Source organism: Deinococcus betulae (genome assembly GCF_020166395.1).
GTDB lineage: Bacteria > Deinococcota > Deinococci > Deinococcales > Deinococcaceae > Deinococcus > Deinococcus betulae.
In genome coordinates, this window is record NZ_JAIQXU010000001.1 from 179,623 (window position 1) to 200,751 (window position 21,129).

The window sequence follows — 21,129 nt, forward strand, 5'->3', positions numbered from 1 at the left end:
CCGTGGCTTATTGCAATGCGGCGCGCACGCCCTCCGTCAAGGTGGTCGTAGGGCGGCCTATCAGGCGGCGCAGGTCACCCGAATCTGTGTAGAGGTCGCCCTTTTCCAGGTGCACATCCGAGTCGGCCAGCATTTCGGCCAGGGCGTCCGGCAGGCCCACGCCACGCAGCATCTGGGCGTAGTCACCCTGCGACATGTTCTGATACACCACCGGGCGGCCACTCTGGACCTGCACCTCGGCGGCCAAGTCGCTGAGCGTAAAAGCCTCATCGCCGCCCAGTTCATAGACCGCATTGTCGTGGCCCGGCTGACTCAGCACGGCGGCGGCGGCCTCGGCGTAATCGGTGCGGCTGGCGGCGCTCACGCGGCCCTCGCCTGCACTACCAGCCACAGCGCCGTACTGCGCCGCCTGGGCCGGGTTGTAGTTTTCCAGATACCAGCCGTTACGCAGAAACACAAACGGCAGGCCAGAGGCGCGGATCAGGTCTTCAGTGGCCTTATGGTCGGCGGCCAGAGCAAGGCCCGAAGTGTCGGCGCGCAGAATGCTGGTGTAGGCCAGCAGATTGACCCCAGCGCGCATAGCGGCGTCCACGACCTGCCGGTGCTGGCCCACACGGTCTTCAAAATCATTCGAAGAAATCAGCAGGAGTTTATCTACCCCTTGCAGCGCGGCGTCCAGCGTTTCAGGCTGCCGGTAGTCGGCCTGGCGCACCTGGACTCCCTGCGCCGCCAGTTCTGCGGCCTTGGCCGGGTTCCGCACCAGCGCAACGAGATTCTGGGCCGGCACGCCCAGTTTCAGCAGCGCGGCGATGGTCAGCTGGCCGAGGTGGCCGGTGGCTCCAGTAATGGCAATCATATGAACTCCTGAGGCTCGGAACGCCGAACCAGCGACGAGAGGCGAGGGTGTAGGGAAAAAGTTGACAGGTCGGTGCAAAAAAAATCAGGCAGGCTGGGCCAGAGCCTGGTGGATGTCAGACAGACAGATCTGGGCCAGCTGAGCCTCCAGAGCCGCCTGAGCCTGATCAAACACGTCGTCCAGCACCCCCTGAATACGCGCACCCACCGGGCAGGCTGGATTGGGTTTGCGGTGCCGCTTCAGGACCGTTTCTGGCGCGTCTACGGCGCGGTAGATGTCCAGCAGACTGATGTCCTGGGCCGGTCGGGTCAGCCGCGCTCCGGGGATGCCGCGCTGTGTAGTGAGCAAGCCAGCACGTCGCAGCAAGCCCGTCACCTGACGCACCACCACAGGATTCACCCCGACACTGCCCGCCATATCCTCAGAACTGAGCGGCTCGGGCGAGTCGTTCACCAGAGACAGGATATGGACAGCGATGGCGTACTGACTGTTCATACAGTGCCTCCTCTGGTAAGTCTCTTCGCCTTGTCATATTTTTATTTACAAGTAGCAGTTGTGTCAAGTGGCCAGGCGACTTCAGAAGAACGTCTTGTGAGCAGAGTGAGGAAGTTTGCTCAATCCTGCTCCAGAGCACCGAGGGCCTCGGTCAGTGGAAAGGTGCACACAAGATTGTGGTGACGGCCTCGCCGAGTGGCGTCAACACGGCTGAGGCCCAGGCCCTCATTGTCATTCGGCGCAGTGGTAGCCGCGTGACCCACCAGAACCTCGGTTTTGGCCGCGCCGTGCAGAGCCCCTGCTCCACGCTGGACCTAATGGCCGAACTGCGTCAAGCGCTGCTGAGCCGCTAAGACGGGTGCCGATGCCGAGAGAAAACGTGCGCTGAGAGACGTGTAGTTGGTACATCGCCTTTTAGTTCTGTTAGCGCTGTAAACCGCAGACTAGGAATCAGACACTCTCAGGGCAGCGCAACCACAGAGCTCCAGCAGAGCCTAATGCCCTGCTGGAGTCGCAGTTGATGTTGTCTTAGCTGCCTAGCAAAAGGCCTGCGTCCTCCGCGCCTCTCACCCAGTTCCTGACGGATGACATCACTCTGGCTCACTTGGCCGCATAGCTACTCACCCTGGACCGTTTCGGAACTCCTCTTAACGGCTTCCGTCTGTTTTGTGTGCACATCAGAGCCTTCCCGATGTGCACCTCCACGCCCGTCAGCCCGCTTCTGCCCTTGTTCTCCTGACCGGATGAAGCCGTTTTTACAAACGCTTGAGTCGCCCTCTCAGTCGTGGGCAGCGGCCAGGGTCCGCTCTTTGCCGAACTGCTGGGCTTCGGTGCTGCCCGCCAGGGCCGTGGTGCTGCTCTGGCCCCCACCCGCCGCCTGCGCCACCAGGTCAAAGTAACCGGTGCCCACCTCGCGCTGGTGTTTCACAGCTGTGAAACCGCGCTCCTGGGCGGCAAACTCGCGCTCCTGCAATTCCACGAAGGCGCTCATCTGGGTGCGGGCGTAGCCGTAGGCCAGGTCAAACATGCTCATGTTCAGGGAGTGGAAACCCGCCAGCGTGATGAACTGGAACTTGTAACCCAGCTTGCCCAGTTCCACCTGGAATTTGGCGATGGTCTCGTCGTCGAGGTTCTTCTTCCAGTTAAAGCTGGGCGAGCAGTTATAGGCCAGCAGCTTGCCGGGAAACTGAGTGTGAACGGCCTCGGCAAACCGGCGGGCGTCTTCTAAGTTGGGCACGCTGGTCTCGCACCAGATGACATCGGCGTAAGGGGCGTAGGCCAGCGCGCGGCTGATGGCCTGCTCAATGCCGGGCTTGACGTAATAAAAGCCCTCTGGGGTGCGCTCGCCGGTACAGAAGGGCTTGTCGTTGTCATCCACGTCGCTGGTCAGCAGATTGGCCGCGTCGGCGTCGGTGCGGGCAATTAGGACCGTGGGCACGCCGCTCACGTCGGCCGCCAGGCGCGCCGCGTTCAGGGTCCGAATGAACTGACTGGTGGGCACCAGCACCTTCCCGCCCAGGTGACCGCACTTCTTCTCGCTGGCCAACTGGTCTTCAAAGTGAACGCCCGCCGCACCGGCCTCGATCATGGCCTTCATCAGCTCGAAGGCGTTCAGTGGACCGCCAAATCCAGCTTCGGCGTCGGCCACAATGGGCACGAAGAAATCCGTGTCGCTCTTGCCCTCGCTGTGCTGAATCTGGTCGGCGCGGCGCAGGGTGTTGTTGATGCGCTTGACCACTTCCGGCACAGAGGACGCCGGGTAGAGGCTCTGGTCAGGGTACATCTGCCCGGCATTGTTGGCGTCGCCCGCCACCTGCCAGCCCGACAGGTAGATGGCCTTGAGGCCAGCCTTGACCTGCTGCATGGCCTGGTTGCCGGTCAGCGCGCCCAGGGCGTTTACAAACGGCTCGTCTTTCATAGCGCGCCACAACTTCTGGGCGCCGTGACGGGCCAGGGTGTGTTCGATGGGCAGGCTGCCGCGCAGTTTCACAACTTCCTCGGCGCCGTAGTTGCGCTTGATGCCTTGCCAGCGCTCCTCGGTCTGCCAGGTTTTTTCCAGAATCTCGGCGGGCGTTTTGGGGTTGGTGGTCATTGTGGGCCTCCGTGAGGTGTGAAAGGTGCGCCTCACCGCCGCCGGCGAGGTCAGAAGAGAGTCGTCTGGGATGCCCTGCTGGGCGGGTCTTGCTGTAGGGGCATTGTGCGCCGGGCACCTGCACAAAAAGCGTGGTGTACCCATGACAGACCAGGGTACACCAGCGCCGCAAGTACACCACCCCATGCCAACCAGCAGGGCGTCCAGCCGGTCTATGGACGCCCCCTCTGCCCTGTCCTGAAGCAATTCTCCAAATGACGCCGTCTGGAGAAGAGCCCTCCAGACAGCTCTAATCTCCGTCCTACTCGGCGAAATTTACTCGCTCTATTCGGTCAAAGAGATGTCCTCTTTTTAACCAATGCTCTCAGCGCTCAGCCAGTCGGCCAGCGCCGCCTCAAATTCAGCGTGGTGGTCGTGGTGGTACAGCATGCCGTGAAAGCCCGCCGCCTGCGCCGCGTCAATGTTTTCTTGCACGTCATCTACGAAAGCCACCTGCGCGGCCGGCACGCCCATGGCATCCTCTAGGGCCGCGAAGGCTTCGGGGGCCGGCTTCTTATGGCCCAGCTCGTTGCTAAACACCAGGGCGTCGAAACGGCCAAACCTTGGGTCGCGGCGCAGATGGTCACTGACCACCGGGTAGTTGTTGCTCAGCAGGCCCACGCGCACGTCAGCCGGCAGTTGCGCCAGCGTGGTGTACATGGGCGCGTTGTCATGAATACTGCCCAGATACAGCGGCTCGAACTCGCTGTACGGCAGCGTCAGCCCCGCCTCTTTCTGCAAAGTGGTCCAGAACTGTGGCAGAGTCCAGGCACCAACCTCAAGCTGCCGCACATGCCGGAAATAGCTCTCGCGCACACGCTCCACCGGCACCCCACTGCGCTCGGCCACGTTCTGGGTGCTGCGGCCGTCAAAAGTGCCCACAGTAAAGACCCCGCCCCAGTCGAAAGCAACGTGGCGCGGCGCGGCAGAAGGAAAGGTCATGGGCCAGATTGTCGCGCACGGGAGGGGCTGGTCAGCCCAGTGCTGTGCAGACTGCGCCGCCTTATCTCTCCTCTTGACGTGCCAGACCTACGGCCGCCTTCCTGGCGCAGCAAGCGTTGAGAGGACAATCAGGCATTCAAAGAAGAAGTGAACTCTTTCTAGCTGCATCAGCTTCGAATCGCGTTCTCCAGTGTCAGGAGAATTAGCCTTCCAGCAGCAGCCCTCGCCCTTCCCAGGCTTTCAGGTTCATGGTGTGCAGCGCCTGCCAGGGCCGCAGCCAGTCGTCTTCAGCGCCCATCTTTTGCCCCCGGCCGTGGCGCAGCACATGTTGCCGGTGACAGGCCAGCAGCTCGGCCGCGCCCAGACCGGGGTGGCGGTGCACATCCACTTCGGGGCCGGACGACGGGGACAGAGCGTGCGGCGCCCCCGTACTCAGCACGCAGGCAAAGCCACTGGCGCGGTCACGCAACCAGGTCAGCAGGTACAGGGAGGGCCAGCCGCCCCCAGCCGTTTCGGGCGTTTCGCTCCAGCGCACCGCCCCCGCAACCTCTGGTTCCAGCGTGTAGGCGCGCCAGTGCCGCGTATCGCTCAGGGTGGGCAGGTAAAAGGTGCCGTGCGCGGTGGCAGGCGCCGCCAGCAGGTCGGCGTGCAGGGCGGCCAGCGCGCGTGAAGCCTCGGGGCTGGCGCCCCAGGTGCGTTCGGGCAGGCGCTCGGCGCTCAGCTGTTCGGGTACCGTAGGCCCCGGCACCGCGCGGTCCACCAGTCGCGCGCGGCTCAGGTCGGGCAGCAGCGCCACAGCCTGCGCTTCACCGACCAACGTTTGCAGCTCCTCGTCGGTCAGGGCGGTCAGGTTCAGGCGGCGGGGCACACGTCACAGCATAGGGGACGGGTGTCACAGGCTTGGCACATGGCCCGCTTTCTGGGCTGTGGTCCTTATAGTGGGCAGGATGACGCGCACGCCCACCTATCACCAGCTCATGCAGCAGGTGGCCCAGACCCTGCTCTCTCATGACGGCCCCATTGTGGTGCTGTCCCACGAAAACCCTGACGGTGACGCGCTGGGCAGCGTTCTGGGCCTGGCACGGGCCCTACGGGGGCTGGGCCGTGAGGTCTACGCCCCCATGACCACGCCGCGCTACCTGGCATTTGTTCCGCACCCCGGCGAACTGGATGAGCCGCTGACCAGCTGGCCGGCAGGCGCGCTGGCCGCCGTGTTGGATGTGGACAACAATGATCCCTCGCGGGTGGCCGGGGCCGATCTGAGTATGTTTGACGGCCCAGTCGTAAATATTGACCACCACGGCACCAATGCCCGGCAGGCCACGGCGGGCGTGGTCGAGCCGGGGATTCCCGCCGCCGCCATGATGGTGGCCGATCTGCTGGGCGCCATGAACGTGCCCCTGACCCCGGCCATTGCCACGCCGCTGATGCTGGGCCTGGTGACCGACACCGGCAGCTTCCGCTTTGACAGCGTGACCCCCGAGACCTTTGAGTGCGCCGCCGCTCTGCGCCAGGCCGGGGCCGACCTGGGCTGGCTGAGTGACCAGCTGGGGCGCAACCCACGCACCTACTACACGCTGCTGCGCGAGGTGCTGGGCACCCTGGAATTCCTGCACGGCGGGCGCGTGGTGCAGGCGCACGTCACCGAGGCCATGCTGGAGCGCGCCGGCGCCGCCTGGGACGACGTGGAGAACTATGTGGGCACCCTGCGCAACGCCGAGGGGGCCGAGCTGGCGGTGATGCTCAAGGATTACGGCGACCGAGTGAAGGTGTCGCTGCGCTCACGCGGCGCCCTGAGTGCCCAGAACATCGCGGTCGCTCTGGGCGGCGGCGGCCACGTGCCAGCGGCAGGCGCCACCCTAAATCTCCCCTATCCAGAGGCCCGCACGCTGCTGGACGCTGCCATTGCTGCCGAATTGGAGCGGGCCGGCGAAGTGGGCTAGGGGAGCCAGAGCCCTGGCAACGCTACAGACATAAGCCCGGTCAAGCCGCATGGCTGACCGGGCCTTTCACTGCGTTCAGATCAGGTATGCAGAGGCTCCAGCGTAACGCCAATCGTGCCTGGCCCGGCGTGGGTGGCCACGACCGCGCCAATGGGGTGGTCGCCCAGATCATCCAGTTGCAGGCCCGCCAGGCCGGCACGGACCTCCTGTAAGTAGGCCTCGCCACCGGGGGTGGACAGAAACGCCGCGCGGGCGCCGCCATGCTGCGCGGCATACTTGCGCACATGGTCCATGAGGTCCTGCATGGCTTTTTTGTGCCCACGCACGCGCCCGGCCGATTCCACACGCCCATTCTTGACCGTCAGAATGGGCTTGATGTTCAGCAGGCTGCCTAACAGCGCCTGCGCGCCGCCAATACGTCCATTGATCCGCAGGAAATCCAGGGTATCCACGGTGAACCGGATATCGGCGTGTTGCGACACGCGCTCTAGCTCCGCAACAATTTCGGGAACCGTCTTGCCCATGTTAATGAGGTCAAGGGCGCGCAGCACCCGCATGCCCAGGCCCATACTGACCGACTTGCTGTCAATGACGGTCACGCGGTCCCCAAAGTCCTGGGCGGCCAGGCGGGCGCTGCCCACCGTCCCCGACATCTGCCCACTGATATGAATGCTCAGCACATGGTTAGCGGTGGCCAGGGCCTTGGTGTAGACCTCGGCAAACTCGGCGGGGCTGGGCTGGCTGGTGCTGGGCGTTTTCTTGCCCGCTTTCAGGCCAGCGAAGAGGTCCGCCGGCGTGATTTCAATGCCGTCTTTGTGCATTTTGCCGTCAAACAGCACATACAGAGGCACACTGACGAGGCCGAGGTCGGCGCACAGCTGCGCGCTGAGGTCACTTGTGGAATCCGTGACAATGGCAATAGTCATTCGCAGATACTAGCGTGACGGAAGACACGTTAAGGCGCCGGCTGGAGCCATGATGGTCGGAAATGTCCAGGAAATCGGTCTCTGCCCAACGTCTGAAAAAGGCATACACCTCTTCTCGGCGCTCGCATTACGCAGCCTACTCAATGGAAGAGACGTCGACCAAATCGGCAGCGGCCTTATATTCCGGACATTCTCGATCCTTGATCGCATCCCATAACAGGCCTGAAGACGGCGTGTCCTTCTTCTGTAACAGCACACATCGTCCCCAGCGTGAGGCGATAGGCCCCCGGCGGCGCCCTTGCCAGTAGGGGCACAACCAGTCCTCTATAGCACCGCTTCGTCCAAGACGGCCTGTGTAGCAATACATTGTGTCCGCAGGGATAAAAACGAGCCGGTCCATAGTCTTCAGGCTACGTGGCTCTGACTTTTAATACGAACTCGGATTTAATCGCTCTTATAAGCGATTGAATCCGAGCGGGCTCGAAGAGTTGCACAGCAGAGCGAGAAGGAAAAATGCAGGTTCCGGGCGTGGAGCCGACAAATCGGCTCTCTTCCAATTTGTCGGCGGAACAGACGGAATCCGTATAAAAAGTGGGAAATAGGCTGCGGGTCAAGCTGGGCTACGACAGTCCAACTTGACCCTACTGTTTTCAGTTCTCTTGCTGACGAAGTGAAGAAGACGCGCCTTAGTCCTTCTTCTTAGGCTGCCACTTTTTGCGGCCCGCTTCGGGCGCGCTGGTGGCCTGCTGGCCTTCTTCCAGGGCATTTTCTCCGACTTCGCTCAGGTGAACGTGTTCGGTGATGGGGGTCTCGGTGGCTGCCGGTTCACTCACAGGAGCGGCCTCGGCGGCAGGCGCCGCTTTGGGTTGCCACTTTTTACGCTCGCCCGGAGCGGCAGCAGGGGGTGTCGGTGCAGAGGCTGGTGGGCTGACCTCGGCCTCAACAGGCGCCGCTTCAACTGCGGGCACCTCCGCAGGAGCTGCCGCTTTCGGGGACCACTTCTTGCGCTCGCCCGTGGCCACAGGGGCGGGTTGGGGCTCGGCTGGAGGTGTCAGCTCCGCCGCTGGAGGGGTCGAAGCAGCGGGGGGCGCCTCTGCTTCAGCGGCCTTCGCTTTCGGGGCCCAGGCCTTGCGGGCCGCAGGGGCAGGCGTTGGGGCCTCAGCCGGTTGAGCCGCGGCCTTAGCCACCACAGGCGCCGGGTTCACATCGTCGGTTTTGGCCTTCGGGGCCCAGGCTTTCCGGGTGGGAGCAGCCTCGGGGACAGCCGCCGCCGGAGCCTCTGTCGTGACCGGGGCCGGGCTCACATCATCACCGCTGGCTTTGGGCTTCCAGCTTTTGCGGGTAGGCGCCGCCTCAGCAGGGGCCGTCTCGGTGGACGCTGGCGCCGCGCTGGGCGCCGTCTTGGGCTGCCAGGCCTTGCGGGCGCTGGCCTCGGGGTGGGCGGCCTGGGGTTCGGGCTGGGTATCGCGATTCTGCACCGGACTGCCAGGCTGAGCATTGAACAGCTCCGAGCCGGTTTCGCCTTCCACCGCTTCCGGAGCGCCGGCAGAGGGCTGATCGCCGGTGCGGTGCATGGGCGTCAGGGCGTTGGGGGCACTGACCACTTCAGGCTGCTCCAGCGGCGTGGCGTCAGGCACCGGCCCAGTGGGCGCGGCGGCGGCGGTCTGAAAGGTGCCGTCGGCGCGCTGCACGCTTTCCAGCAGCAGTTCGGCCACGTCCTTGACGATGATGTCATCGCGGCCCTGCTTCTCGGGCGTGGAGTTCATCATGGACTTGCAAAAGGGGCAACCCACGGCGACGACCTTCCCGGTCCGCTCGTACTCGTCGCTGGCCACCTGGGCACTGTCTAGCCGGGCCTGAAGCTCGCGGAAGCGGTTGTCAGACACGCGCTCGCGGCCTTCTTCTTCCTCTTTCCAGAACTGCGCGCCGCCGGCTCCGCAGCAGAACGAATTCTCGCGGCTGCGTTCCAGGTCCAGAACCTCGCCCGCCATCTTGGTAATCAGCGTCCGGGGGGCGTCATAGACGCCGTTGTGGCGGCCCAGATAACAGGGGTCGTGGTAGGTGACGTGTTCGGGCAGTCGTTCCAGCGGCAACTGCCCCGCCGCCACCAGGGTTTCCAGATATTCGGTGTGGTGAACGGTCTTGTAGTCGCCGCCTAGTTGCTTGTACTCGTGGCCAATGGCGTTCATACAGTGCGGGCAGGTGGCCACGATGAGTTTGGGGGCCACCGTGTTCAGCGTTTCCACGTTTTCCTGTGCCAGTTGCTGATACAGAAATTCGTTGCCCGAGCGGCGAGCGCTGTCGCCAGTGCAGGCCTCTTTCTTGCCCAGCACGGCGTAATTTACGCCCGCTTTGTCGAGCAGCTGCACAAACGAGCGGGCCACCTTCTGCGCGCCGGGGTCATAGCTGGCCGCGCAGCCCACCCAGTAGATGACATCCGGCTCTGGGTTCTCGTCAATGGTGGGCACTTTCAGGCCCTCGGCCCACTCCATCCGCTTGTCGCGCGAGATGCCCCAGGGGTTGCTGGCACGTTCCATACCCCGGAAGGCGGTCTGCAGCTGCGGCGGAAACTCGCCGGCCACCATGACCTGATGGCGGCGAATGTCGATGATGTCCAGCATCTGCTCGTCCTGAACCGGGCAGACCTGCATGCAGGCGCCGCAGGTGGTGCAGGCCCAGACCGATTCCTCGTTGATGGCGTATTCCAGCAGCGGGTGGGCGGTGCTGGCCCCAGACTCGAAGGCCGCCGGTTTCAGCGTGAAGGGGCTGGGATGCGAAGCGATGACATTCAGCTCCATGCGCTTGTTGATTTCCAGGGCGGCCGGGCTCAGGGCCTTGCCGGTGGCGTTCGCCGGGCATACGTCCTGACAGCGGTTGCACTGAATGCAGGCGTAGGCGTCCAGCAGGCGCGGCCACTCCAGCTCTTCCAGTTTTTCGACGCCCAGCTTGGGCTCCTCGGCTTCCATCGCCTCTTCCAGGCCTTTCATGGGCGGCAGGACGCCGCTGCCCACTGGACGCTTGAGGGCATAGTTCAGAGGTGCCATAAAGATATGGATGTGCTTGGTGTACGGAAAATAGGCTAGGAAGGCCAGCACGCTGCCCAGCGCGCCCCAGTACCCGAAGATGCGCCAGCCTTCAATGGCCTGCTCGCTGGCCCCACTAAACAGCGCGCGGCCCAGGGCCCCCGAGAGCGGCTGATAGGAGTCGAAGCCGCCCAGCACACGGGCCTCTTCAACCATCTTGGCGGCGTTGCCCAGTACGCGGCTGCCCACATGGAAGGTGATAAACGCCGAGACGATCAGGCCGTCGCGCAAGATGTAGTTCTGGCGCACCAGCGGGTGCAGCAGCGTCTTTTCGGTAAAGCGGAAGTCGCGCTTGCTGGGCAGAAACAGCCGCCGAATCACCAGACTAATAACCCCGACCAGCACCAGAAAACTCAGGATGTCTGCCAGCAGGTTGTAAGCGGCCAGGAGGGGGCTGTCCTTGCTGTAGATGTGAAAGGGAATGTACCCTTCCAGGCCGTCTATCACGTTAACCAGCAGGTAATACACGAAACCGTAAAAGATAAAGGCATGCAGCGTACTGATGACGGTGCGGCGGCGGAAGGTGCGCTCCTGGGTCAGGCTGACGCGCAGGGCCGAGAGCAAGCGGGCGACTGGCCGGTCAAAGCGGGCTTCGGTCGCGGCCGCTCCGCGCGTGATGCGGCGGTACAGGCGGTAAAAGCCCCACATGCCGAGGCCGCCGGCCAGCAGAGCAAAGACGAAAAACAGAATCTGGTGAACGAGGGGCAGCAAGAGGGCACTCCTTGGTCGAGGATGGAAACAGGCGCAAAAACTTGTACTCAGTCAAAGTATAGAGGAAGGCGGGCGTCCACTCTATATCTAGCGTCACCCATGCACCGCGTCGCGCGTCAGGGCCAAGTGAAGAAAATACACCTCGTCCTGCTCCGTCTCTGGGCCGGCCTCAAAGTATTCCATGATGAGCGCCTCCAGGCGGCCCTTGAGCTCTCTGGCCTGTTCCCTGGACAGCTGAATGACCCCCCACTCGTTCAGCGGCAGTTCAGCCGCTGGGGCCTGCGCGTCGTCCAGCGCCCAGGTGGGTAACTGACGCCGACTGAGCATGCCGTCTTCTGTGACGCGCAGTTCAACCAACCAGTCCGGTGAGATTCGGCGGTATTCCTGGGTAAAGCCCTGAAGCAACCGTGTCCAGCCCGGCCGGTTCAGGCGGTCAAGTATGTCGTCCAGCGGCATTACGCGCGACGGATCAATAATGAACGTCTGCGCCACTGCCTGATAAAGCGCTGGGCGGCTGGTGCCAACTTCTTTGAGCAGCCCCAATTTAACAAAACGCTTGACCCAGTACGTCAGAGCATTCTGCGACTGCCCGGTGACCTCGGCTACTGCGGCAATAGACTGAGGCTCAAGCATAAAAGGACCCAGAAGGCGTGTTTTAGAGAAATCCAGAAGCACTTCTATTGCGGATGAATCATTGATGTTAACACGCCGCATGGAAAAATTCTACCGGGTTTTTTGGATTCTGGTGGCGCTAAGCTGCACCCCACTTCGGGAGATAGATTCAGGAGGCTGTTATGGAGCGAAGTAAAACCCTCATTATTCGGTGCCTGGCACTGGGCGTCACTCTGCTGATGCCAATGGCCAGTGCCTGCGGCACCGCCGGCCCTGGCGACCCCGGTTTCAAATGCATGATCAGAATCTGCCAGGTTAACTGAAGCCCGCTTTCCCGCCGTCGCCGTCCGCCCTCAGGCGGCGACGGTTTTCTCTGCCTTTTTTTGCCTCTAAGGAGACCCAAGATGCGTCATCACCTGCTGATCACCGCCGTTTTCCCCCTGCTGCTCGCCGCCTGTGGCGGAGGTGGCACGGGCACGCCAACGCCAAACCCCATTCCGACACCAAACCCAAATCCCAATCCAGGCTCGGCGGTAACGACCCGGCTGGCCACCTGTCCGGTAGTCAGCAACAGCTCGGACCCGGCGGCCAGCGCCTGCCTGGCAGGCACCTACGCGGGCAAAACGCTGTCCGGCGCCGACTGCTCGCTGACAGTCCGGGCCGATGGCAGCTATGACTACGCCAGCCCCACCCTGAGTTACACCTCTGCGCCCACCGCCCAGTCCATTCGGGTCTTTAGTCACAGCGATCCGCAAAACACCCATCAGGTCATCTGGCTGATTAGCGACCCTATGTCGGCCAACGAACCCAAGGAGCTGGACTTCGAGGCCCGCTGGGGCGCCTATATCCAGAGCCCCAAATTGGAAATTGAGGCGACCAAGCATCTGGCCGGCGGCGGCAGGGTGTCCTCGGCTTGCACCCTGACCCTGTAAAAGCCCTCTGCCGGCTTCTCCCAACACCGGGAGAGGTCGGCGCTTCTTTTTTTCTGCGGAGGTTCCATGCCCAAATCTGTTGTGTCGGCTGCACTTCTGACTCTCTTCCTGGCGGCCTGCCAGAGAGGCACGCCCACTCCGGCGGTCCCGCTTCCTGCTACGCCCACGGTCCCCGCCGCCACGACCGGCACCGTCAACGGCGTGCGCATAGTGGACGCCAGCACCTACCAGGTGGGCTTTACACCCCTGAGCGACAAAGACATTGTGGCCAACGGGCAACTGAAGGCCGTAACGGTCAGGAGCCTGAGCGCGGGAACAGCCACCGCCTCGGTCTGCGGGCAGGTCCAAGTGCAGGACGCCATCACGGTTACCATCAACCTGGACAGCACCGGCAGCATGGTGGACAACGACCCTGGCAAACTGCGCCGCGCCGCTGACCAGGCCTTCGTGACCCGCATGACCGCCCAGGACAGGGCGGCGGTGCTGTCTTTTGAAACCTACACATCGGCCAGCACCGGCCTGCTGGCCTCGCGGCTGTGGCAGGATTTTTCGGCCGACAAACCGCTGCTGAATGCCGCCATCGCCAAAGCCACCTTTGAAGGCGGCTCGACCCAGGTGTACGACGCCATCGTGGATGCCAGCAAACTGGCCCCGATGGGCACCGCGCTGATTCTAACCGACGGCGAGGACAATTCGTCACGGAACTCGGCCCAGAAGGCAATTGATGAAGCCAAAAAGAATGGCACAAAGGTCTTTGTGATTGGCCTGGACGCCCGCAACACCCTGAACTTCCGCGCACTGGAAGACATCACGGCGGCCACGGGCGGCCTCTTTCAGAAAACAGGCAGCGCCGCCGACCTGCAATGCTTCTTTGACCGGATGTACAACGCCTTTCGCGCCCAGGGCTGCGTGCAGCTGAGCTTTACCCAGAAACCAGCGGCCGGCACCGCCGTTACCGGCACCCTGAGTGTGACGGTGGGCGCGCCTGACCGCCGGGACGCCCAGGTGGACGTGCCCTTTACCCTGACCGTGAGATAACGGCCGTGCGTTGGCCTCGGTTCTGCCCCCACCCCGCCCGGCGTCCTGCGCTAGCGTGAGGGCGTGAGTCTGACCGCTGCCGAACTGCAAACGTACCTGAGCGCCCTGGTGACTGGCGACCTGAAGCTGTCCACCATGATCTGGGGGCCGCCCGGCGTGGGCAAAAGCAGCGTGGTGGCGCAGGTGGCCGCGCGGCATAGCCTGGGGTTTGTGGACGTGCGCCTCTCTCAGCTGGCGCCCACCGACCTGCGCGGCCTGCCCGTGCCCGAGGCCGACGGCCAGGGGGGCGGGGTCAGCCGCTGGTATCCCCCTGAATTCCTGCCGCGTTCGGGCGCCGGCATTCTGTTTCTGGACGAGGTGAACATGGCCCCGCCCACCATGCAGGGCATGGCGCAGCAGCTGATTCTGGACCGGCGGGTGGGCAGCTACGAACTGCCGGGCGGCTGGTTTGTCTGGGCCGCCGGCAACCGCAAGGAAGACCGCGCCAGCGTCTTTGACATGCCGGCGCCGCTGGCCAACCGTTTCCTCCACCTGACTGTGCGCCCCGACTTTGACTCGTGGCGGGGCTACGCGCTGGGCCGGGGGCTGCACGAGCATGTGATTGCCTTCCTGACTTTCCGCCCCGAACTGCTGCACCGCCTGGACCCCCAGCAGCCCGCGTGGCCCAGCCCCCGCGCCTGGGAGATGGCGTCACGGCTACACCGCGCTGGGCTGGACACCGCGCCGGCCATTGGCGAAGCCGCCGGGGCCGAATTCAGCGCCTTCGTGCGGCTGTATGAGCAGTTGCCCGACCTGGGCATCGTGCTGGAGGGGCGGGGCGCCGGGCTGCGCCTGCCCGACGAGCCCAGCGTGCGCTACGCCGCTGTGGTGGGCCTGGCCGCCCGCGCCGGGGACGCCGACCAGGCCTACCACGCCTTTACCTGGCTGGCCGACAGTGCCGGTCCCGAATGGCTACAACTGTACGTGGCCACGCTGGTCAGCAAATTCCAGGCCATCGGGCAGCTGGGCGACCTAGCCGCGCTGATTGGCCGCGATGAACGCCTGGCCGCGCTGGTGCAGGGCACCCTGGCGATGACGGAAGGACCGTGAGGGGAGATGGTCAATTGTTGATGGTGGCTGGAAACGGCCCACTAGTTTTTCCATCACCCATCAACTTTCAACCATCCACACCGGAGGCCCCATGACGCCTCCGGCCAGCCCCGACTTTCAGCGCCTCATTTCGGGCTCGCGCCTGCGGCTGCGGGGGAAGTCGGCGTTTTTTGCCACACTGCTGCTGCACGCCGAATTCGTGCCGTCGCGGGAGGTGGCAGCTGCCGGCACCGACGGCGAGCGCGTCTACGTGAATCCTGAGGTGGCCGCCAGCCTGACGCCCGATGTGCTGGACGGCCTGCTGCTGCACGAGGTCCTGCACGCCGCCCTGTCGCACGTCGAGCGGCGCGGCCCACGCGAGAAAAAACGCTGGAACAAGGCCGCCGACCTGATTGTCAACGGTATGGTCAGCGCCGCCGGCCTGCCCGTGCCGCCCCAGTCGCGCCGCGACGACCACCTTGAGCGCCTGAGTGTCGAGGAGGTCTACACCTCGCTGGACGGCGAGGCCGACGAGAACGGGGACGAGGAAGGCGACGACCTGCTGGACGCCCCCCCCAGCGACGCGCCCCCCAAGCAGGGCAAGCCTGGCCAAAGCGTGAGCCGGCAGTGGCAGCAGGCGCTGGCCCAGGCCCGCAGCGTGGACGCCATGAGCGGCGGCCAGGGCGACGATCCCCTGGGCATGCACCGCGAACTGATGCGCCTGGCCCCGGCGCGACTGGACTGGCGCGCGCACCTGTGGCGCTTTCTGGCCCGCACCCCCGTGGATTTCGGCGGCTTTGACCGCCGCTTCGTGGGGCGCGGCCTGTACCTCGAAGCGCTGGACGACGAATCGCTACGCGCCCTGGTGGCGGTGGACACCTCTGGCAGTGTGGACGACGACGCCGTCAAAGCCTTGGTGGGCGAGGTTCAGGGGGTGCTGGGGGCTTATCCACATGTCAAAGCCACCCTCTACTACGCCGACACCGAGGCGTACGGCCCACACGACCTCTCGCCGGGCGGCGAGATTCCACCGCCGCAGGGGGGCGGCGGCACCGATTTTCGGCCCATCTTTGCCCTGCTGGACACCCACGAGCCGGACGTGCTGGTGTACCTGACCGACGGCTACGGCGACTTTCCAGAGGCGGCCCCCAGAACCCCGACCCTCTGGGTGGTGCCGCCCGGCGGCCTGGAAGACGAGGGCTTTCCATTCGGCGAGGTGCTGCGTCTGGAGGAACACGGGTGAACGCCACCGAGCGCCCCACCGGCTTCGTGCCTGACCTGACCCTGGTGCCGGGCGAGCAGGTGCGCTGGTTCGTGTTTGACGGCCCCCGGCTGCTGCTGGGTGATCAGGAAGCGCTGCCCACTGGAGCCAGTCTGCCCTTTCCCACCCAGGACGTGACCCCGCTGGGCACCCTGGACGGCCAGCAGTTTTTTGCAGCCAGCGTGACGGATGGGCCGCCGCCTGGCCTGAGCGCCCACGCCCTGCGCGCCTGTTTTGGGCGGCTGCCAGACACCGAGATGGGCCTGGCAGGCTACGCGGCGCAAGTCCTCGATTTTCTTCGTACTCACCGCTTTTGCGGGCGCTGCGCCGCGCCGCTGAGTGACAGCGGACACGAACGCTCCCGCACCTGCCCGGCGTGTGGGCTGACGGTCTACCCGCGCGTGGCGCCTGTGGCGATGGTGCTGATTCGGCGTGGTGAGGGGGATGGCACCGAGCTGCTGCTGGCGCGCGGGCCTCACTTTGCGCCCGGCGTGTATTCCGCGCTGGCGGGCTTCGTGGAACCTTCAGAGACGCTGGAAGCCGCCGCCCACCGCGAGGTGCAAGAAGAGGTGGGCGTGCAGCTTACCAACCTCCGGTACGTGACCAGCCAGCCGTGGCCCTTTCCGCATTCGCTGATGCTGGGCTTTGAGGCCGAGTACGCGGGCGGCACCATCACCCCGCAGCCGGGCGAGATTGAAGACGCCCGCTGGTTTCCGGTCACGGCGCTGCCGGGGGTGCCGCCGCCCTTCAGTGTGGCCCGCACCCTGATTGACCGGGCGGTGGGGGCGGCCCTGGGCGGCGTGGCATCATCGGCCCCATGACGGCGGAACTTGACCCACGCACGCTGACCCTGCTGGGGGTGGAAGGCGCCCTGGCGGCGGCGGCCGCGCCCCGCGCCAGTGCTGAGACCTTAGGCGGCCTCTCGGCCCACCCGGACAGCCGCGTGCGCGCCCTGGTGGCCCGGCACCCCAACACGCCCCCCGAGGTGCTGGGCACCCTGGCGGCCGCCTACCCGGCCGAGGTGCTCGGCAATCCGGGCCTGCCCCTGATGCGTCTGGCCCGCCCAGGGCTGCTGGGCGCCTTTCCAGCTGACGGGGTGATTGCGCTGCTGAACACCGACGGCGCTCCTGGCTGGATCACCGACGCCGCGCTGCGTCACGAGGACTACGCCGTGCGCACGGCCCTGGCGGCGCGCGCCAGCCTAAGCGCCGAACGGGTCGCGGCGCTGGCGCAGGACGCGGGCTGGCAGATCCGCGAAGCGGTGGCCCGGCGGGACGATCTGCCCGAGCCGCTGGTGCGCCAGCTGGCCACCGATGACGACTATGACGTCAGAAAGGCGGTCGCCGCTCGCCCCGAGCTGCCCGGCGACGTGCTGCGGGTCTTTGTCACCGACCCGCACGGCCTGGTGCGCGCCAGCGTGGCGCGGCGGCTGGACCTGCCGCTAGACTGCCTGCTGACCCTGGCCACCGACGGTGACCCCGACGTGCTGGCCACCCTGGCCCGCCGCGTGGACCTGCCCGCCAACGTGCGCGAGTGGCTGGCCACCAGCGAGCAGCCCGGCGTGCGCGCCGCCGCCCTGCAGGGCTGGGCTGTGCCCCCCGCCTGGCTGGCCCGCGCGGGCCAGGACGCCGACCCCGACGTGCGCGCCGCCCTGGCCCGGCGCCCTGACGCGCTGCCAGACACCCTGACCCACCTGGCCAGCGACGAGTCCGAAACGGTACGCCGCGCCGTGCTGGAACGCAGTGACCTGCCCGACGGGGCAGTGCTGGCCCTGGCCCGCGCCCCCGAAGCGGATATCCGGCTGCATGTGGCCAGCGCCGAGGGGCTGTCTGAAGCGGTGCTGGACGCGCTGGTGGGCGACAGTGACGCCACGGTGCGGACCGTGCTGGCGGTGCGCCCGGACCTGGGCACCGGGCGCCTGACCCGGCTGGCCGCCGACCCCAACCCCGAGGTGCGCCGCGCCGTGGCCTACGCGCCGGGCACCCCGGCCAGCGTCCTGGCCACCCTGGCCGCCGACCCCAACGCCGGCGTGCGCCGCGCCGCCGCCCGGCACCCGGCCCTGGACACCGGGGCGCAGGCGGCACTGGTCACTGACCTCGACGAAGGCGTGCGGCTGGCGGTGGCGGGCCGGGCGGACCTCTCCGCCGCCTCACGCGCCGCGCTGGCCCAGGACACTGACCCCAGCGTGCGCGCCGAGGCGTCCGCGAGTTGAGCGCCGCCCTGGCCGCCCCTTTCACGGCAGACTGCCTGTCATGACTGACATTCGTTTGCCACTGGGCGGCCTGAAATTCAGTGTCCGCGTGGTGATTCTGTGTACGCGCGGCCCCTTCCTGCTCACCAACACGGGCGCGGGGGAATCCGGTGCTGGCTTTCACTTTTTGCCGGGCGGCGCGGTGGGGGTGGATGAAGCCACCGAGACGGCCGCCCAGCGCGAGTGGCAGGAGGAAACCGGCCTGCCCGCCGGGCCTTTGCGGCTGGTGGGCGTCATGGAGAACTTCTTTGGCCCCGCCAAAAAGCGGCAGCACGAGCTGGGGTTCTACTACCACATGGACGCGCCCGATGAGGTGCCAGCCGCGCCGTTTCTGACGCTGGACAACGCCGAGGTGAGCTGTCAGTGGGTGGCGTTCAGTAACCTGGAGACCACCCCGGTGTATCCACTGGTGGTGCGGGAGCTGCTTGAGGTGCCCGTGGGCGTGGTGCGGCACCTCGTCAACCGGGAGAGCCCTGGAACCTGAGCCTGCCCGGAGGTCGCTACATCTGCGGCGCGCCGCAGCGATAGGGCCAGCCATACTGCCAGCATGTCCCCAGACCCCGCGCAACTGGCCCAGCGCCTGACAGCGCTGGCCGCCCAGGACCAGGTTCACGCCTGCATATTGCGGAATTCGTCTGACCCGTTTACGCCGGGCTGAGGTTGGCAAACTTGACCAGCAGCTTCTTGGTCCCGGCACTTGGGAAATGCACGGTCACCTCCTGCCGGTCCCCCAGCCCTGCCACCGCCAGCACCTGCCCCTCCCCGAACTTGGGATGCTTGACCTTTTCTCCGCCTCGGTAGGCCATATCCGCCGTCATAGGACTGGTGTTCTTGACTGCTGCCGGCACGGTCGGGCGGTAGGTTTTCCAGGTCTTGGCGCGGTATTCGACCACCTGCCCGTAGGGGTCCACGGTGTCAAAGTGCCCCTCGATTTCTTCCAGAAAGCGGCTGTCCTCGGCGGCGTTAGTCTTGCCAAACTGCATCCGGTTCTGGGCGGCCGTCAAGAACAGGCGCTCCATCGCCCGCGTGATGCCCACGTAAAACAGGCGCCGCTCCTCTTCAATGCCGCCCGCCTCGACCAGCGCGCCCCGGCTGGGCAGCAGACCTTCTTCGGCGCCCACGATGAACACCACTGGAAACTCCAGGCCCTTGGCGTTGTGCATGGTCATCAGGGTGACGGCGTCTTCGGGCGCGCCCTTGTTCTCGGCCTTAGTGCGCATGTCGTCCACGCTGGAGAGCAGCGCAGCGTCGTCCAAAAAGTCGGCAATGGTGCCCTCATTGTCCTGCGCCCATTCCTGGGCAGCGTTGATCAGTTCGTCCAGGTTTTCCATCCGCACAGCGCCCTCGGGGCCTTCCTGGCGCAGCAGGTCGAGGTAGCCGCTGGTTTCAATCACGTAGCGCAGAAACTGCGCCGGCTCGTAGTTGTCAGCCGCGTCGCTCATGGCGTCCATCAGGCGGGCAAATTCGACCGGCTTGCCCGCGCCCCGGTCCAGAATGCGGTCTTCCTCGGCGCGGGCGCAGGCGGTCAGCAGACTGGTGCCGTTGATGCGGGCCCACTCCAACAGCTTTTCCAGTGCGGTGTCGCCAATGCCGCGCCGGGGCCGCCCAATGATGCGGCGCAGCGCCACGTCGTCACTGGGGTTAATCGCCAGGCGGGCATACGCCAGGATGTCCTTGATTTCGCGGCGGTCATAGAAACCCACGCCGCCAACAATCTTGGCCGGAATCTGCACCCGGCGCAGCGACTCTTCGATCACGCGGGACTGGGCGTTCGTGCGGTACAGAATGGCCATTTCAGCGAACTTGCGGCCCTCTAGATTGTGCAGCCGTGTCAGCCACTCCGCTACAAAGTCGCCCTCGGCACGGTGGTCGGTGGCGCGGTGAAAGACCACGGGGTGTCCGTCTTCTTTGACCGGCTTGAGGGTCTTGTCCAGGCGCTCGGCGTTGTTTTCAATCAGTTTATTAGCAATAGTGAGCACGCGGGCGCTGGAGCGATAATTATGTTCTAGCAAATACACTTTGGCATCCGCATAATCCTTTTGAAAATCAAGGATGTTTTGAATGTCGGCGCCGCGAAATTTATAGATGGACTGATCGGGGTCTCCGACGACCAAGAGGTTCCGGTCTCTTGAAGCCAGCAGCCGCGTCAATTCGTATTGCGCCTTGTTCGTGTCCTGATACTCATCCACATGAATAAACTTGGCCCGGTTTTGCACCGCGTTGAGGACACCCGGAACCTCATGGAAGAGGCGCACTGTTTCAGTAATCAAGTCGCCAAAATCAATGGCATTCTGGCCCTTCTTGCGCGTTTCGTAGCGGCGGTAGGCTTCGGCCGCCGCTTCACGCGGGATACCAGAAATAAACGGCTCACCGCTGCGGTCCAGATCAGCCGGCGTCAGCAAGTTGCTCTTGGCCCGGTCCAGAATGCCGCGCAGCACCCGCGGCGAGGTCTCAGGGCCGATCCCCGGAATAGAGCCCATAATTTCTTTCAGAATGTCGAGCTGGTCGTCGTCGTCGTAGATGACGAAGCCGCGCCGTAGCCCAATGTGCTCGCCGTAGGCGCGCAAAATCCGCACGCCCGCACTGTGAAAGGTGCTCATCCAGAGTTTGTCAGCGCCGGGCACCAACTGACTGGCCCGCTCGCGCATCTCGGCGGCGGCCTTGTTGGTAAAGGTCACGGCCAGAATCTCGCCGGGGTTCACGCCATAGTGCCCGATCAGGTGGGCGATCCGGTAAATCAGGGTGCGGGTCTTGCCGCTGCCCGCGCCGGCAATCACCAAGGCCGGACCGGTGAAGTGGTCGGCGGCCTGGGCCTGCGTGGGGTTCAAATGCGAAAGAAGGTCGGGCGCGCTCACCGAACGAGTGTATCAGGGTTTGTTC

18 protein-coding genes are annotated in these 21,129 nt (G+C 65.0%); 9 read left to right on the forward strand and 9 right to left on the reverse strand.

Annotated elements, in window-relative coordinates:
* Positions 1-7: 7 nt before the first annotated feature.
* Complete coding sequence (locus K7W42_RS00830; protein ID WP_224571494.1) at positions 8-856, reverse strand: SDR family oxidoreductase; 849 nt, start codon at positions 854-856, stop codon at positions 8-10.
* Between the two features lie 84 nt (positions 857-940).
* Positions 941-1,351: an Rrf2 family transcriptional regulator gene (locus K7W42_RS00835; RefSeq protein ID WP_224571495.1), complete on the reverse strand. Its 411-nt coding sequence runs from the start codon at positions 1,349-1,351 to the stop codon at positions 941-943.
* A gap of 179 nt (positions 1,352-1,530) precedes the next feature.
* On the opposite strand from K7W42_RS00835, the gene K7W42_RS00840 reads away from it, so the two are divergent.
* Entirely contained in the window at positions 1,531-1,704 is a 174-nt protein-coding gene (locus tag K7W42_RS00840) for a hypothetical protein (protein WP_224571496.1), read from the forward strand.
* 425 nt (positions 1,705-2,129) lie between these two features.
* On the opposite strand, the gene aceA is transcribed toward K7W42_RS00840, so the two are convergent.
* From aceA to K7W42_RS00855, 3 genes are all read right to left on the reverse strand, one after another.
* The gene (gene aceA, locus K7W42_RS00845) at positions 2,130-3,443 is read right to left on the reverse strand and encodes an isocitrate lyase (RefSeq protein WP_224571497.1); all 1,314 of its coding nucleotides are present in this window, start codon (positions 3,441-3,443) and stop codon (positions 2,130-2,132) included.
* 351 nt (positions 3,444-3,794) lie between these two features.
* Positions 3,795-4,424 carry an HAD family hydrolase gene (locus K7W42_RS00850; RefSeq protein WP_224571498.1) on the reverse strand — a complete coding sequence of 210 codons (630 nt, stop codon included), beginning with the start codon at positions 4,422-4,424 and terminating at the stop codon, positions 3,795-3,797.
* A 202-nt stretch (positions 4,425-4,626) separates the two neighbouring features.
* Positions 4,627-5,292 carry a hypothetical protein gene (locus K7W42_RS00855; protein WP_224571499.1) on the reverse strand — a complete coding sequence of 222 codons (666 nt, stop codon included), beginning with the start codon at positions 5,290-5,292 and terminating at the stop codon, positions 4,627-4,629.
* Positions 5,293-5,371: 79 nt separating this feature from the next.
* Between K7W42_RS00855 and K7W42_RS00860 the strand changes: the two genes are divergently transcribed.
* Positions 5,372-6,367, forward strand: a complete 996-nt coding sequence (locus K7W42_RS00860) for a DHH family phosphoesterase (RefSeq protein WP_224571500.1) — start codon at positions 5,372-5,374, stop codon at positions 6,365-6,367.
* 80 nt (positions 6,368-6,447) lie between these two features.
* Here the strand turns inward: K7W42_RS00860 and K7W42_RS00865 are convergent, their stop codons facing one another.
* From K7W42_RS00865 to K7W42_RS00875, 3 genes are all read right to left on the reverse strand, one after another.
* Positions 6,448-7,293, reverse strand: a complete 846-nt coding sequence (locus K7W42_RS00865; protein WP_224571501.1) for a DegV family protein — start codon at positions 7,291-7,293, stop codon at positions 6,448-6,450.
* A 686-nt stretch (positions 7,294-7,979) separates the two neighbouring features.
* On the reverse strand, positions 7,980-11,087 hold the full coding sequence (locus K7W42_RS00870) for a heterodisulfide reductase-related iron-sulfur binding cluster (RefSeq protein WP_224571502.1): 3,108 nt from the start codon (positions 11,085-11,087) through the stop codon (positions 7,980-7,982).
* Positions 11,088-11,180: 93 nt separating this feature from the next.
* Positions 11,181-11,720, reverse strand: coding sequence for a hypothetical protein (locus K7W42_RS00875; protein ID WP_224571503.1), 540 nt, complete (start codon positions 11,718-11,720; stop codon positions 11,181-11,183).
* A gap of 383 nt (positions 11,721-12,103) precedes the next feature.
* Here K7W42_RS00875 and K7W42_RS00880 point away from each other — a divergent pair, with 383 nt between their 5' ends.
* The 7 genes from K7W42_RS00880 to K7W42_RS00910 all read left to right on the forward strand — a co-directional run bounded on the left by K7W42_RS00880 (position 12,104) and on the right by K7W42_RS00910 (position 18,733).
* Positions 12,104-12,631, forward strand: coding sequence for a hypothetical protein (locus K7W42_RS00880; RefSeq protein WP_224571504.1), 528 nt, complete (start codon positions 12,104-12,106; stop codon positions 12,629-12,631).
* 66 nt (positions 12,632-12,697) lie between these two features.
* The gene (locus K7W42_RS00885; RefSeq protein ID WP_224571505.1) at positions 12,698-13,669 is read left to right on the forward strand and encodes a vWA domain-containing protein; all 972 of its coding nucleotides are present in this window, start codon (positions 12,698-12,700) and stop codon (positions 13,667-13,669) included.
* A gap of 63 nt (positions 13,670-13,732) precedes the next feature.
* Positions 13,733-14,758: an ATP-binding protein gene (locus tag K7W42_RS00890; RefSeq protein ID WP_224571506.1), complete on the forward strand. Its 1,026-nt coding sequence runs from the start codon at positions 13,733-13,735 to the stop codon at positions 14,756-14,758.
* A gap of 91 nt (positions 14,759-14,849) precedes the next feature.
* A complete protein-coding gene (locus tag K7W42_RS00895) occupies positions 14,850-15,980 on the forward strand; it encodes a vWA domain-containing protein (RefSeq protein ID WP_224571507.1) in 1,131 nt (376 codons plus the stop codon).
* Positions 15,977-16,819 (forward strand): NAD(+) diphosphatase, encoded by an 843-nt coding sequence (gene nudC / locus K7W42_RS00900; RefSeq protein ID WP_224571508.1) that lies wholly within the window; start codon positions 15,977-15,979, stop codon positions 16,817-16,819. Before K7W42_RS00895 ends, nudC begins: the two co-directional genes overlap by 4 nt.
* Positions 16,816-18,210: a hypothetical protein gene (locus K7W42_RS00905; protein ID WP_224571509.1), complete on the forward strand. Its 1,395-nt coding sequence runs from the start codon at positions 16,816-16,818 to the stop codon at positions 18,208-18,210. The genes nudC and K7W42_RS00905 overlap by 4 nt, the downstream gene beginning before the upstream one ends.
* Positions 18,211-18,250: 40 nt before the next feature.
* Positions 18,251-18,733 (forward strand): NUDIX domain-containing protein, encoded by a 483-nt coding sequence (locus tag K7W42_RS00910; RefSeq protein ID WP_224571510.1) that lies wholly within the window; start codon positions 18,251-18,253, stop codon positions 18,731-18,733.
* Positions 18,734-18,893: 160 nt separating this feature from the next.
* Here K7W42_RS00910 and K7W42_RS00915 read toward each other — a convergent pair whose 3' ends face one another.
* Entirely contained in the window at positions 18,894-21,104 is a 2,211-nt protein-coding gene (locus K7W42_RS00915) for an ATP-dependent helicase (protein WP_224571511.1), read from the reverse strand.
* Between the last annotated feature and the right edge of the window lie 25 nt (positions 21,105-21,129).

What these genes read in the sequence shown, in the direction of transcription:
- K7W42_RS00880 (WP_224571504.1), top strand. Translation starts at nt 12,104, where the DNA reads ATGCGTCATCACCTGCTGATCACCGCCGTTTTCCCCCTGCTGCTCGCC.
- K7W42_RS00860 (WP_224571500.1), top strand. Translation starts at nt 5,372, where the DNA reads ATGACGCGCACGCCCACCTATCACCAGCTCATGCAGCAGGTGGCCCAG.
- K7W42_RS00885 (WP_224571505.1), top strand. Translation starts at nt 12,698, where the DNA reads ATGCCCAAATCTGTTGTGTCGGCTGCACTTCTGACTCTCTTCCTGGCG.
- aceA (WP_224571497.1), bottom strand. Translation starts at nt 3,443, where the DNA reads ATGACCACCAACCCCAAAACGCCCGCCGAGATTCTGGAAAAAACCTGG.
- K7W42_RS00905 (WP_224571509.1), top strand. Translation starts at nt 16,816, where the DNA reads ATGACGGCGGAACTTGACCCACGCACGCTGACCCTGCTGGGGGTGGAA.
- K7W42_RS00835 (WP_224571495.1), bottom strand. Translation starts at nt 1,351, where the DNA reads ATGAACAGTCAGTACGCCATCGCTGTCCATATCCTGTCTCTGGTGAAC.
- K7W42_RS00850 (WP_224571498.1), bottom strand. Translation starts at nt 4,424, where the DNA reads ATGACCTTTCCTTCTGCCGCGCCGCGCCACGTTGCTTTCGACTGGGGC.
- K7W42_RS00830 (WP_224571494.1), bottom strand. Translation starts at nt 856, where the DNA reads ATGATTGCCATTACTGGAGCCACCGGCCACCTCGGCCAGCTGACCATC.
- K7W42_RS00875 (WP_224571503.1), bottom strand. Translation starts at nt 11,720, where the DNA reads ATGCTTGAGCCTCAGTCTATTGCCGCAGTAGCCGAGGTCACCGGGCAG.
- K7W42_RS00895 (WP_224571507.1), top strand. Translation starts at nt 14,850, where the DNA reads ATGACGCCTCCGGCCAGCCCCGACTTTCAGCGCCTCATTTCGGGCTCG.
- K7W42_RS00865 (WP_224571501.1), bottom strand. Translation starts at nt 7,293, where the DNA reads ATGACTATTGCCATTGTCACGGATTCCACAAGTGACCTCAGCGCGCAG.
- K7W42_RS00910 (WP_224571510.1), top strand. Translation starts at nt 18,251, where the DNA reads ATGACTGACATTCGTTTGCCACTGGGCGGCCTGAAATTCAGTGTCCGC.